This is a genomic window from Streptomyces sp. NPDC008079, assembly GCF_042957385.1.
In the GTDB taxonomy this organism is placed as follows: Bacteria; Actinomycetota; Actinomycetes; order Streptomycetales; family Streptomycetaceae; genus Actinacidiphila.
The window spans coordinates 144,829-158,456 of sequence record NZ_JBIBIC010000005.1; the positions used below are offsets into that span (position 1 = coordinate 144,829).

Here is a 13,628-nt window from a genome sequence, read left to right on the forward strand (position 1 = left end):
GGGTAGCGGGCCGTCAACCGCCCACGGCCTACTGGTTCGGAAACCCGCGCCTCGGAAACCGGGCGCCTCAGAAACTCAGCGCCGAATCGCGCACCACATAGGCGCACTCCGTGTAGATGTAGCCGCTGCGGAGCTTGACCGTGTCGCTGCCGGGCGTCGCGGAGTCGCCGGAACTGGTCGACTTGTGCAGGAAGTACGTGGTGCCGACCGGCAGATTCAGCGTCTTCTTCGGGTAGTTCCTGCCGCTGTTGTTGCACGCCGACGTCTGCGCCGACGCCTGGCTGGAGTACGTCTTGCAGGCACCGCAGCCCTTGAGCGTGAAGCTGCCGGTCACCGGTCCGGTGAACAGCACCTCGACCTGGTCGGGGCTGTCGTTGCTGACCGTCACGGAGATGCTGCCGCCGGAGTCCTTGGTCGGCATGCGCTTGCCCGCGGCGGGCACCGTCACGGCGACCTCGGCGGCGATGGCGAGCTTCTTGGCGTACGCGGTGTTCTTGTCGCGCGGGTACTTCTTCACGAAGTCGCGGATCTTGTCCAGCGCGCTGCTGAAGTCGCCGCCCCTGTACTCGTGGACGGCGCAGGTGTAACTGCCCGACTGCACATAGGTGTCGGCCCGGCGGGCGTCCTTGTCGAAGGCCGCGGCCACGCCCGCGTCCCCGCCCTTGAGGTTGCCCGCGCGGACGCCGAGGGCGCGCACCTTGTCGGTGGCCGCGCACGGGTCGCCGCCGTTCAGGTCCCTGGCCGCCGCGTCGATGGTCGACTTGAATGCGGGCTCGACCTTCGCGGCCTGCGGCGACTTGGGGTACGTGGAGAGCAGGTCGCTCAGGTACCCGTCCTTCGCCTCCGCGCCGCTCGCGTCGGCCAGGTCGGCCGTACCGCACGCGTACAGCGAGGTCGCGAGGCGGTCGTCCGGCCATCCGGTCAGCGTGCCGAGGGCCTTCTTGTCGAAGTGCTCGGGCACGGTCCGCAGGTACTTCAGCGGCTCGATGGCGTCGCAGTACCTCTTCTGCTCGTAGGGCGTGCCGACCGCCGTGTAGTACGTGGTCAGCCGGTCGGGTACGCGCTTGGCGGCGCGGGAGCCGCCGTGGTGGTCGCTGAGGTCGCGGTACGCGGCCAGCGCCGTGGTGTAGTCGGTGCGCGCCTCGTCGAACGGCTTGCTCTTGGCCGCCTGGACGAGCTGGTCGGCGGTGTCGAGGCGGTCGAGCAGCATCTTCTGGGTGGCCTCGTCGCGCGCGCCGTCGTAGTAGACGACGCCGCCGACGGGCGCGGCGAGCAGCACGAGGCCGAGCACGATCGCGACGGGCGTCCGCGGCGGCCAGGACAGCGGGGTGCGCAGGCCGCGATAGGCGCCGTGCGCGGCCGCGAGGACGAGGAAGACGGCGTAGGCGACGACGACGCCGCCGGACACGCCGTCCGCCGTCGCGGGCAGCGCGACGAAGAGCAGGACGCCGGTCGCGACCAGGCAGGCCGCCGTGGCCAACCAGCGGCGGGTCAGCGCGTAACCGATGCCGAGGCCGCTGAGATTGAGCAGGCCGACGGCGACGGCCCGCAGCGCGTTCGCCGGGGCGGGCGGCGGCGCCGGTGGCGCGGGCGGGCCGTCCGGGAACCCGGGCGCGTAGCCGGACGGATATCCGGACGGGATGCCGGGCGGCGCGGCGGGCTGCCGCGGCAGCCAGGCCGGTGGCGCGGGCGGCGGCGGGGGCCCGAAGCCCTCCGGTGTGCCGCCGCTGCCCGGTGTGCCGCTGCCGCTCGGCGTGTCGCCGGCGCTCGGCGTACTGCCCGCGCCTGGTGTGCCGTCAACGCCCGGCGCGTCGGCGCCGTCCGGTCTCCCGCCGCCGCCCGGCGTACCGCTGGCGTCCGCTCCGTCCCGCTGGTCCCAGGTCATGGCGAATTCCCCCCTGCTCCTGCGCGGACGGGATCACCGCCCGTCGCGCTTCCCCACCCCACCGCGGGCGCGCCCGCGCGTCCGGCCGCTGGAGGACAAGACGCGGGTGCCGACGCGGCAGTTCCCGCTCGGCGCGGGACATGCGCGTACCCGCCCGTGCGGTATGCGTGCTCTTCTGCGCGTGCGCGCACAGCTCCGCGTGCTGCTGTACGTGCCGCTCCGTGTACGGCCAGTATCGGGGGCCGGGGGCATACGCCACAAGCGAGTTGGATCACACCCCGTGCGGGGTCCCGAGGCCGACGCGGCGCAGCGTCGTGGACGCGAGGGCGACGACCGCGGCCAGAAGACAGACGGCGGCGAAGGCCGCGAAGAGAACCCCGGAGCCCCAGGCGGCGACGGTGAGGCCGCTGCCGACGCCGACGACCGCGCCGAGCACGACGGCGGACGCCAGCGTGGGGGCATAGCCGAGAGCGGCGGTGCGGACCGCGCGCCGCTTTCCCCCGTCAGACAGTCGGCACCCAACTCCCGTGCAGGCCGAGCGGAATGGTGGCCGGGAGGTGGATCCTGGCCAGCGGGGCGGCCGTGAAGTCCTGGGCGGACAGGATGACGAGGTCGGCCGCGCCCCGGTCGGGGTTGTGGACGTAGGACAGGACGTAACCGTCGTCCTCGGCCTTCGCGTGCTCGTGCGCGGGGACGAAGACCGGCTCGCTGGCGGCCGCGTCCTTCGGGAAGCGGTGCGTCTGGGTGGTGCCGCGCAGCAGGTCGTGCTTGATGAGCGCGTTGCCGAAGTGGGTGTCGGGCGGCACGCCGTCCAGCGTCTCGTACGCCGTCCACATCGCGGCGGCCGTGGCGGCGTAGCCGTAGCGGTGGCGGCGCGAGACCAGGCTCTCGCGGATGCGGGGGAACTCCTGCGGGCGGTCGTCGATCCGCCGCGGGCGGGCCCGGCCGCGCTCCAGGTCGATCGTCAGCCGGTCGAGCCGGGGGGTGCCCAGCGCCGAGGGGCCGTCGCCGAGGGTGCCGCGGCCCGCCGCGAAGAACGGCGCGGGGAAGGTGATGAAGTCGACGACCACCGAGTGACCGTCGTCGTAGGCGTTGAGCGTGTGCGAGTAGTACGAGCCGGGGTCGGCCTCGAACCAGCGGACCCGGCCGCCCCGGCGCGGCATCACCCCGACCCGCGCCGGGTGCTTGTCGTTCCAGACGTACGGCACGATCGCGCCCGCCTCGGCCGCCGCCGCGTCGAAGGTCACCGGGGTGTCGAAGATGATCACATACCGCTCGGTGAGCGCGAAGTCGTGCATCATCGGGCTGTCCGCGACCGGAATCCTCGTGGTCCGTACGACCTTCCCCGTGTGGTCGATCACCAGGTGCCGCACATGGTCCCAGGTCGGGTAGTACGTGATCGCGTGCAGTTCGTCCGCCCGCTCGTCGTACTTGGTGTGCGCGGTGAACGCCCCGCTGAGCGTGCCGCCGAAGTCGTACGGGCGGACGGTGTTCAGCTCCTCGTCGAGTTCGTACGGCGCCGGGCCGCTCTCCTGGACCGCGAGGACCTTGCCCTTGTACGGGATCACGTGCGTGTTGTTGGCGAAGTCGTCGTCGGGCACGGGGCCGTGGTAGGGCTCCCCCAGTTGCGCGGCGACGCCCGCCGACCTCACCCACCGGTTGCGGTACCACTCGGCGCGGCCGTCCCTGAGGCGTACGCCGTGCACCATGCCCTGGCCGAGCATCCAGTGGTGGGTCCGCGGGTCCTCCAGGCCCAGGACATTGGGGCCGTTGCGCAGATAGCGGCCGTCGAGTGCGGCCGGGACGCGGCCGGTCACCGGCAGGTCGAAGGCGGTGACCTCCTCGGTGGCCGGTGCGAACGCGCCCTTGAGGAAGGGGTAGGGCACGGTGCCGCGGCGCGCGGCGCCGGTCCCGGTCCGCCGCCCGTCCGAGCGGGCCTCGGCGACGCCCGCGCCGCCCAGGGCGACCGCCCCGCCGATCGCCGCCGCCGCGCCCCCGCGCAACATCGTCCGTCGCGTGCACCGCGTGAAATCCGTCATCGGTCCGACTCCCCGTCTCCCGCTCTCCGGTCAGGTCGCCGCGACCGCGGCGCCTTCAACGACCCTCCCGCGCCGCGGGGTTCCGGGTCACTGCGGCCCGCGCCCGAACGGGGGTGGGGGCAGCCCCACCGGGACATCCCTGATGCGGGCGCCGAAGAACCGGGGCCGGGGACGCGGCCGGGGGCCGCGACATGGTGTCGCGGCCCCCGGTCTCACACGGGTCGTACGGACTCGCGGGTCAGTGCCCGTGGCCTCCCTGCCCCTGCTGTGCCAGCAGTTCCACCTCGGCCAGCGTCGTGGACGCGGCACCGTTGTTGGCGGTCACCACCAGGCGGTACGTGGAGTACGCGCCGGGGTGGGCTATCTGGAACGGCCGGGTCTGGAGGCGGCTGTCGAAGCTCTCGCCGCTCCTGGAGTCCAGCGTGCTCCAGTGCTTGCCGTCGGTGGTGCCCTGGAGCTGCCAGCTCTTCGGGTCCTGTGCCGCGGTGCTGCCGGAGGTCAGGGTGTAGAAACCGGCCTGCTTCTTCGCCGAGCCCCCGGTGAAGGCGTACTGCACCGTCGGGTCGGCGGCGGGGAAGGTCACCCCGGTCTTCGAGGTGTTGTCGAAGAGCGCGGCGACATCAGTGCCGTCAGCGGACGTCGCGGTGCCGAGGTCGGGCCCTGTCAGGTCCGCCAGCGGCTGCGGCGCCTTGCCCGCCGGGGTCAGCGACGCGGGCAGCGCGTTCTTGCCCGTGCCCCACTTGGACGGCTTGGAGCCCATGGTGAAGTCCAGGCGCGCACCGGACGAGAGCTGGCTCTGCGTCAGGTACACCTTGTTCCACGCCTTGCCGTTGACCTTCAGCGACTGCACGTAGATGTTGCTGCTGCTGTTGTTCGGCGCGTTGACGACGATGCTCTTGCCGTTGTCCAGGTGGACCGTCGCCTTGGTGAACAGCGGGGAGCCGATCACGTAGTTGTCGCTGCCGACCTGAAGCGGGTAGAAGCCCAGCGCGCTGAAGATCTGCCAGGTGGCGGTGGCGCCGTTGTCCTCGTCACCGGGGAAGCCCTGGCCGATCGAGCTGCCCGTGAACAGCCGCCGGGTGGCCTCGCGCACGACGGCCTGGGTCTTGGCCGGGTCGCCCGCGTAGTCGTACATGTAGGGGATGGCGAACGACGGCTGGTTGCTCAGGCCGAGTTCACCCATCCGGACGTCGCGAGCCTCCAGCATCTCGTGGATGGTGCCGCCGTAGCCGCCCGCGTCACCGTCGGCGGTCTCCTGGGTGTTGAAGAACGCGTCGAGCTTCTTCTCCAGGCCCTTCTGGCCGCCGTAGAGCGCGGCGAGGCCGTTCGGGTCCTGCGGCACCGTGAAGGCGTAGTTCCAGGCGTTGGTCTCGGTGTACTCGTTGCCCCACTGCTGCGGGTCGTACTGGGCGTCCGGGACGCGCCACGAGCCGTCGGCCTTGCGGCCCTCGAAGAAGCCGACACCGGCGTTGAACAGGTTGGTGTAGTTCTGCGCGCGGCCCAGGAAGTACGCGGACTCCTCCTGGTAGCGCTGCCGGTCGGCCTTGGAGGTGTGCGGGTCCTTGGCGAGCTTGGCGGCCATGGTGGCGATGCCGTAGTCGTTGATGTAGCCGTCCAGCGACCACGAGACGCTGCCGTCGACCGAGGTGTTGGTGTACCCGGTGAACACCGAGGTGTCCAGGCCCTTGCGGCCGACACCGCCCGCGGTCGGGAACACGGTGGCGTTCTTGACCGCGGCCTCGTAGGCGGCCTTGGCGTCGAAGTTCTCCACGCCCTTGGCGAAGGCGTCCGCGAAGGCGACGTCGGAGCTGGTGCCGGTCATCAGGTCGGCGTAGCCCGGCGAGGACCAGCGCGAGATCCAGCCGCCGTCCTTGTACTGCTGCACGAAGCCGTCGGCGAGTTCACCCGCGGTCTTCGACTCCAGCAGCGAGTAGGCGGGCCACTCGGTGCGGTAGGTGTCCCAGAAGCCGTTGTTGACGTAGACCTTGCCGTCCACGATCTTCGCGCCGGTCTCGGTGGGCGTGTTGCTGCCGGTGGCCTTGGAGAACGGGCTGGCGTACTTGTACACCGGCTTCTTGGCCGTACCGGTGTTCTCGGAACCGGAGTTGGGGTACAGGTTCATCCGGTACAGGTTCGAGTACAGCGTGGTGAGCTGGTCGTCGCTGGCGCCCTGGACCTCGACCTTGCCCAGCTTGGCGTTCCACAGCCGCTCGGCGCTCTTCTTGACGCTGTCGAAGGACGTGCCCTGCGGGATCTCCAGGTCCAGGTTCTTCTTCGCCTGGTCGGCGCTGATGAACGAGGTGGCCAGGCGCATCGTCACGGTCTTGCTCTTGGACGTGTCGAACTGCGCGTAGCCGGTGACGTTGTCGCGGCCCTGTCCGGTGACCTTGGTGGCCGTGCCGGGGGTCCGGTCGAACTCGGCGTGCACGAACATCCGCGTCGCGGCCTCGCCGCCGCCGATGTTGACGTCCGAGAAGCCGTCCAGGGTGCCCTTGGCGGCGTCGAAGGTCAGGCCGCCGTTGTTGTTCACGTTGTCGAAGAGCAGGTCGCCGTTGTCACCGGGGAAGGTGAAGCGGTAGACGGCCGAGTGGTCGGTCGGTGCTATCTCGGCCTTCACGCCGTTCTTGAACGTGACGCCGTAGTAGTGCGGCTGCGCGACCTCGTCCTTGTGGTCGAAGGCCAGCGCCCGCTTGCTCCGGTTCAGGTCCGGGGTGCCGGACACCGCCGACGGCATCACCTGGAAGGTGTCGCGGTCGCCCATCCACGGGCTGGGCTCGTGGCTGATGCCGAGCGCCTGCAGCGTCGGCAGGTTGTCGGCGTTGTTCTGGGCCGCGTAGCTGTACTCCCAGCTCGTCGAACCCGCGTCGGTGACCGGCGTGAAGAAGTTGAAGCCGTTCGGGACCGCGGTCAGCGGCAGGTTGTTGCCGCGCGAGAAGGAGCCGGAGGCGTTGGTGCCGCGCCGGGTGTCGACGTGCTCGGCGTAGCTCTTGGCGGTGGGCGCCGGGGCGGCGCCGATCGTCAGGTCGTCGATCCAGCCCTTGAACTGGGTGGACGCGCCCGCCTCGGAGCTGCCGGCCGGGTCGTCGTAGCCGAGCAGGACCCGGTCGATCGTCTTGCCCGCCGCGACCTTGCCGATCGCGGAGACCACGGCATTCCACTGCGAGGCGTAGAGGATCTTGCCCGCGCCCTGGCCCTGCGGGCTGAGCGTGGTGCCGTACTCGTCGAGCGCCGGGGTCCGCAGCTTGCTCAGGTACGTGCCGTCGGTGAAGTGCAGGTCTATGGAGGCGTACGTGCTCGGGTACTTCAGGTCGCCGCCGGTCAGCTCGGGGAATATGTCGTACGAAAGCTGGGTGTTGCGGCTGACGGGGATGCGCACGTCGTAGAGCTTGTTATAGGCGTGCACGGCGCCGGACTTCGTGTGGGTGCCCGAGTACTGGAGCGCCTTCAGGCCGCTGAAACCGACGCTCGGCTTCACGTTGGGCCCGGAGGCGGGGCCCTTGCCGATCTCGGTGGTCATGCCCGCGACGGGCGTCGGCGCCGGGGAGCCGTCGGACAGGATGAGGTCCGCGAGCTGCACGATGTCGCCGCTGTTGTTGGCCGAGACGTTCAGCCGGTAGTAGCGGTGCGGCGCGGGGTCGGCGACGTCGTAGATGTTGGACTTGTACCGGCCGCTGAACTTCACGCCGCTACGGGTGTCCACCGTCGTCCAGGTGCTGCCGTCGTCGGAGCCCTGGAGGGTGAAGTCCTTCGGGTCGCGCTCGGGCGAGTCGTTCGCGGACGTCAGCGCGTACTTCTTGACCGTCACGTCCTCGGACAGCTTGTACTGGAGCCAGCCGGTGTTCGCGAAGGTGAGCCACTTGGTGTTGGCGTCCTCGTCGGCCGCGTTCTTCGCGACCTCGTTCGGCGGATTGTCCGAACTGGCCGTGACCTCGGCGATCTTGTCCTTGACGCTGCCGGCCAGCACCGGGAGGGTGCCCGCGGTCACGCCGGAGACCAGGGGGTTGCCCTTGGCGTCGGTCTCGGCGGTGCTGCTCCACGTGGGCTGCGTGTCGCCGGACTCGAAGGAGGTGGTGAAGGCGGGGGCGCCGCCCGACTTGGCCGCGTCCGCGTCCGCGTGCGCCACGGCGGACGCGGGCACGGTCAGGGTCATCGATACCGCGCCTGCCAGCAATGTTCTGGTGAGGGTGCGGCGAAGTGGGCCACGTCTCATGGGTGTTGCCTTTCTGCTTGCGGCTCCGGGTCGTGCTCCGGGACGTTCTGTTACGGGTGCGGGTGCCGCTGTGGGTACGGGTGCGGGTTCGGATACGGGTTCGGGGGCGTCGCTCGTCACGCGTCACGTCCGCTGATCGCGTACAGCGCCAGCCGGGCGTCGTCGGGCAGGGTGAGGGAGACGGCGGTCTTCGCGCTGTCCAGCGGGACCGCGATGTGCCAGATGTCGACCCCGACACCGTCGGGCGCGCCCTGCTTGTCGTAGCGGGAGTCGGCGTGGATCGCGGCGTCCTCGCCGAGCCGGGGAGCGCCGGCCGCCCAGTCGGTCGCGGTCAGGGTGACGGGCGCGGACGTGCCGTCCGAGTAGTGCACGGTGGCGGCGCCGGTGACGTCGCCGTGGTGCGCGGTGAGCAGCACGTCGAGCGCGGAGTAGGAGCGCCGCACGAGAGCGACGCTCTGGCCGTGCGCGGTGGCGAAGTTGGCCGCGGCGCCGGTGGTGTCGGGGAAGGTGTAGGCCCGCCCGCCGAGCACGCCGGGGCCCGGCGCCGGGAGCTGTTCCGCGGGGAAGCTGGTCCCGGTGCCGTCGAAGTCGGCGCCGGTCGCGCCCGCCGTGCCGACGCCGTCCACGTCGTACTGCGCGGACAGGTCCTGCGGGCAGTACCCGCTGCCGCCCTGGCAGGTCGAGGTGGCGACCGAGACCGGCACGGTCCTGGTCACCGAGGGGCCGCCGGACTGCGTGACCTTGACGGTGACCTGGTAGGTGCCGTCCGGGGTGCCCGCCGGGGCGGAGATCCGTACCGGCACCACCTTGGTGGTGGGCAGCGTCCCCGAGTCCACGCGGAAGCCGCTCGTGCGCGGGCTCGCGGTGAGCCCGTGCGGCGCGCTGACCGTGACGGTGCCCGAGACCTTGCCGGGGGCGGTGAGGACGGCGGAGACGTCCACGTCCGTCCCGGGGCCGCCCGCGAGGACGCCGGGCGCGGCCGGGGAGAGCGACGCGGCGGTGTGCCGTACGGGCGCCGCCACGTGGGCGGGCGCGGGCGGCCCGTCGTTCTTGCCGGTGCCCCAGCTCGACGGCTTGGCGCCGACGGTGAGCGAGAGGTCCTTGCCCGCCTTGATGTCCCGGGTGCTGATGTACGTGGTCCGCAGGCTCTTGCCGCCGAGCCGCGCGGACTGGATGTACCGGTTGGTGTCGGTGCTGCCCGGCGCGGTGATCGTCATCCTGCCGCTCGGGTAGTAGTGCCGGTCGAGGGCCAGGTCGACCCGGTCGAAGACCGGCGTGGACAGCCCCCACAGGTCGGTGCCCGGCGTCATCGGGTAAATGCCGATCGCCGAGAGCACCTGCCACGACGACATGGTGCCGAGGTCGTCGTTGCCGGTGACGCCGTTCGGCGCGTCCGTGAAGAGGGTCAGCCCGGCGTGCACCACGTCGGTGGTCTTCCACGGCTGCCCGGTGGACAGATACGTGTACGGGGAGCTGAGGTCGGGCTCGTTCTGCGGGTTGTACTTGTCCTGGTTGTAGTACGAGTACGGGCCGTTGACCCAGACATCGCGCGCGGTGCCCGCCGGGTCCTTCACCAACTGGTCGTAGGCGAAGAAGGAGTCGAGCCGGGCGTTGGCGGTCGCGTTGCCGCCGATCAGATCCACTATCCCCGGCACGTCCTGCGGGACGAGCCACATGTACTGCCAGGACGTGCCCTCGTGGAAGCCGACGCTGGAGGCGGGGTCCGCCGGGCCGACGAAGGCGCCGTCGGTGTTCCTGGCCCGGAAGAAGCCGGTGCTCGGGTCGAGAATGTTCCGGTAGTTCTGACCTCGCGTCAGATAGCGCCGGGCGTCCGCGGTGTGGCCGAGCGACCGCGCCATCCCGCCCAGGGCGGCGTCGGCGAGCGCGTATTCGAGCGTCGCGGACGGGCCGTGCTGGAAGTCGTTGTCACCGGGCTTGCCGGGCCGCGCCGGGTCGTACGGCACATAGCCGTTCGCCAGGTACTCGACGTCGGCCTGCCGGCCCGCGGACGGCGAAGAGGCGGGCGGCACGGTGTCCGCGTGCTTCTTCAGCGCCCGGTACGCCTCCTCCTCATGGCCCTTGAGCAGGCCCTGCCGGTAGGCGTCCACCAGGAACGGGGTCACCGGGTCGCCGGTCATGATGTTCGTCTCGGCGGTGGCGTACCCCCAGCGCGGGAGCTGTCCGCCCTCGTCCGCGACGCGCAGCAGCGACAGCGCCATGTCGCGGGACTCGCTCGGCGCGAGCAGCGACAGCAGTTGCTGCTGGGTGCGGTAGGTGTCCCACAGAGACCAGTTCTGGTAGTACGTGATGCCGCCCGCCGGGTGCACCTTGTCGTCCCAGCCGGTGTAGCGGCCGTCGACGTCGCTGCCGACGTTCGGCGCGAGGAAGGAGCGGTAGAGCGAGGAGTAGAAGGTCCGCTGCTGCTCCTGGCTGCCGCCCCGCACCCGGATCCGGCCGAGCCGGTCCTGCCAGGACTGCCGCGCGGCGGCGGCCGTCGTGTCGAAGGTGCCGCGCCCCTCGGCCGCGAGGTTCTTCGCGGCGCCGTCCTGGCTCACCCACGACAGCGAGGTGACCGCGGTGACCTGCTGGTCCTTCGTGGTGTCGAAGCGCGCGTAGGCGCCGCCGAGCCCGGTGGAGGTCGAGGTACGGCTGCCCGCCGTCACGGTCTTGCCGCTCCACGTCCCGTACGACTGGAAGGGCCGGTCGAAGCGGGTCTCGGTGTACACCGTGTACGGCTGGGTGTCCTGGCAGAAGCCGCGGCCGGTGATGGCGGTCAGCACCGTACGGTCGTCGAGCACGGTCACCGTGCTGCTGGTCACCTTGTGCAGCGCCTGGCCGCTGTTGAGCAGCACGTTGGCCTGGTCGGTCGCCGGGAAGGTGTAGCGCTGCCAGCCGGTGCGGGTGGTGGCGCTCAGTTCGGCGGTGATGCCGGTGTCGAGCTCGACCTTGTAGTAGCCGGGGGAAGCGGTCTCGTCGGCGTGGCTGAACTTCGCGGCGTAGGCGGCGTCGTCGGTGGCGGTGATCGCACCGGTCGTCGGCAGTACGGGCAGGTCGCCGCCGAGCCCGCAGCCCACGCCTGACAGGTGCACGGAGCTGAAGCCGCGGATGTGGTCCTGGTTGTAGTCGTAACCCGTGTTGTGGCCGGTGTCGGGCGAGAGCTGCACCATTCCGAACGGCACGGCGGCGCCGGGGTAGGTGTTCCCGTCGTCCTGCGAGCCGATGAAAGGGTTGACCAGGTGCGTGAGATCGCCGCCGGCGGCGGCGGAACCGCCGTCGGCCGACGCGGTCTGCGCGGGCAGCGTCGCCGCTCCGGCGGCGAGCAGCGCGGTGAGCGCGGCCAGCGCCGCGGAGCGCAGACGCGGCATCCGTGGAGTCATTTTGTCCTCTACTCGTTTGACAACGTTGTCAGAGCACACCTGGGATACAGGTGGTGGGAGGCACGGGGACATGCCAATGAGACGTCAGGAATCTTTGCCCGAAGAGCCCCTGGCGTCAATGGCGCAGCGCAGGATGATCAAAGGACGGGGTGCATACCCCCACAATGGCGGGTATTTGTCCGTCAAATCCCTTGAATCGGCACCGACTCGGCAGAGGACGCGGTCGCCTTGCGGGCATTTTGTACCGAGTTGGGCGAATTCGCGGTGTGGCTGGATGCCTCGGGAGCCGGGCCGCGAAAACCCGTGGAACCGTGCCGCCACGCACGGTTATCGTGCTGCCGCACCTGTCGCCGTGGCAAAGGAACCCCGTTGTACACCTGTTGAGACACCCCTGGCGCTGATCTGTCGCACGTCGCCCCCGGGCGCCGTGCCCCTTTTCGCTGCGGTTTTTCTCACCGAACAGGTGTTCATTCGTGTCACAAACCTGGGTGGTCGCTCCCACCTGCCCGCCTCTTGTCGTGCGCCGTTGCCACTCGTGCCCGTCCGATCGCTTCCGGGCGAGCGGCAGATTCCGGGTCAACGCGCACCACAAGTCCCTCGACGTCTGGCTCCTCGTCCTGTGCGCAGGATGCGGGGAGACCGCGAAGCTCACGGTCTTCGAGCGGGTCAACGTGCGCTCCCTGCGCCCCGACCTGCTGGACAGGCTCCACACCAACGACCCCGGACTGACGGCCGAACTGCTCCGGCACCCGGCCGTCCGGCACCGCAACGGCGTCGCCCTCGACTGGACCGACGCCTGGCGCCTCGACATCACCGGCCCCGGTCACGCGGACGACGAGGCCCTGGAGGTGTCCGTGCGCTTCGCGGCGCACATCCCGCTCCGGCCCGTCCGGCTGATCGCCGACGGGCTCGGCGTCTCACGCGCCGAGGTCAAGCGGCTGATCGACGAGGGGAAGATCGTCTCGGCGCACCGCCTGAGCGGAAAGGCGGGTGGCGACTTCACCTTCCTGCTCAAGCTCTGAACCCTGCCGGGGGCCTGTTCGGTGCGGTCCGCCGGGCAGGCCTTACGGGGCGCCAGGGGCCGCCGGACAAGCCTACGGGTCCGCCGGGCAGGCCCTACGGGGCGTCCGTGACGTCGAGGCGGGCACCGCGCGCGGCGCCCGCCGAGGCCGCCACCACGCACAGCACCGCGATCCACTGCGTCCAGCGCAGCGCCTCCTGGAGCACGATCAGGCCGATGAGGGCGGCCATCGCCGGTTCGAGGCTCATGAGGATGCCGAAGACCCGCGGCGGGATCCTGCGCAGCGCCTCCAGTTCCAGCGAGAACGGGACCACCGACGACAGCAGCGCGACGCCGAATCCGGCGGCCAGCACCCACGGGTGGACCAGCGCCGTACTGCCGCCGGCCACACCGAACGGGACGGCCACGAGGGCCGCGACGACCATGCCCAGCGCGAGACCGTTGCCGTGGGCGGTGTGCCGGCCCAGCGCCGCGCCGACCGGGATGTACGCGGCCCAGCACGCGGCGGCGGCGAGCGCGAACAGGAAACCGACGAGGTCGATGTCGCCGCGTCCTCCGACCAGCAGGAGCACACCGGCCGCCGCGAGCAGCGCCCAGAAGGCGTCCAGCCACCGCCGAGACCCGGCCAGGGCCACCGTCAGCGGTCCGAGGAATTCGGTGGTCACCGCGATCCCGAGCGGGAGCCGGGTCAGCGCCTGGTAGAAGCAGAGGTTCATCACGCCGATCGTGACGCCGTAGCCGATCACCACGGCCCACGCCCGGCGGTCCATCCGCAGCGACGGCCGCCACAGCGCCGTCAGCACGACCGCGGCGAAGAACAGCCGCAGCGCGACCGTACCGAGGCTGCCCACCGCGCTGAACAGGTGCGTGGCCACCGCAGAGCCCAGTTGGACGCTGAGGGTGCCGAGCAGCACCAGCGCCGTCGGCGGGATCGCGCCGAAGCCGCGTCGGGCCCGCGCGGCCGGCGAGAAGCGGAGGTACGGGGCGCGTTCGGTCCTGCCGATGTTCATGGTGGCCACGCGCGGAGTATCGACGATCGGGCGCCGCGCGTCGCGTGGTTTTTCCCGGAAGCTTGACCTAGGGAACTAGATTGCTA

Annotated in this window: 6 protein-coding genes and 1 pseudogene; 1 reads left to right on the forward strand and 6 read right to left on the reverse strand. The window is 71.0% G+C overall.

The annotated features are described in order from the left end of the window. Nucleotides 1–67: 67 nt before the first annotated feature. The 5 genes and pseudogenes from ACFZAM_RS14130 to ACFZAM_RS14150 all read right to left on the reverse strand — a co-directional run. Nucleotides 68–1,885, reverse strand: coding sequence for a hypothetical protein (locus ACFZAM_RS14130; protein WP_391045847.1), 1,818 nt, complete (start codon nucleotides 1,883–1,885; stop codon nucleotides 68–70). Between the two features lie 271 nt (nucleotides 1,886–2,156). Further along, nucleotides 2,157–2,321 (reverse strand): hypothetical protein, encoded by a 165-nt coding sequence (locus tag ACFZAM_RS14135; RefSeq protein WP_391045849.1) that lies wholly within the window; start codon nucleotides 2,319–2,321, stop codon nucleotides 2,157–2,159. A 67-nt stretch (nucleotides 2,322–2,388) separates the two neighbouring features. Then, nucleotides 2,389–3,924 carry a carotenoid oxygenase family protein gene (locus tag ACFZAM_RS14140; RefSeq protein ID WP_391045851.1) on the reverse strand — a complete coding sequence of 512 codons (1,536 nt, stop codon included), beginning with the start codon at nucleotides 3,922–3,924 and terminating at the stop codon, nucleotides 2,389–2,391. Between the two features lie 238 nt (nucleotides 3,925–4,162). Next, a complete protein-coding gene (locus ACFZAM_RS14145; protein ID WP_391045853.1) occupies nucleotides 4,163–8,074 on the reverse strand; it encodes a GH92 family glycosyl hydrolase in 3,912 nt (1,303 codons plus the stop codon). 1,091 nt (nucleotides 8,075–9,165) lie between these two features. Further along, nucleotides 9,166–11,499, reverse strand: a pseudogene (locus ACFZAM_RS14150) (GH92 family glycosyl hydrolase); the annotation flags it as partial. Nucleotides 11,500–11,984: 485 nt separating this feature from the next. On the opposite strand from ACFZAM_RS14150, the gene ACFZAM_RS14155 reads away from it, so the two are divergent. Continuing rightward, a complete protein-coding gene (locus ACFZAM_RS14155; RefSeq protein ID WP_391045855.1) occupies nucleotides 11,985–12,533 on the forward strand; it encodes a DUF1062 domain-containing protein in 549 nt (182 codons plus the stop codon). A gap of 94 nt (nucleotides 12,534–12,627) precedes the next feature. On the opposite strand, the gene ACFZAM_RS14160 is transcribed toward ACFZAM_RS14155, so the two are convergent. After that, the gene (locus tag ACFZAM_RS14160; RefSeq protein WP_355341784.1) at nucleotides 12,628–13,542 is read right to left on the reverse strand and encodes an EamA family transporter; all 915 of its coding nucleotides are present in this window, start codon (nucleotides 13,540–13,542) and stop codon (nucleotides 12,628–12,630) included. Nucleotides 13,543–13,628: the final 86 nt, after the last annotated feature.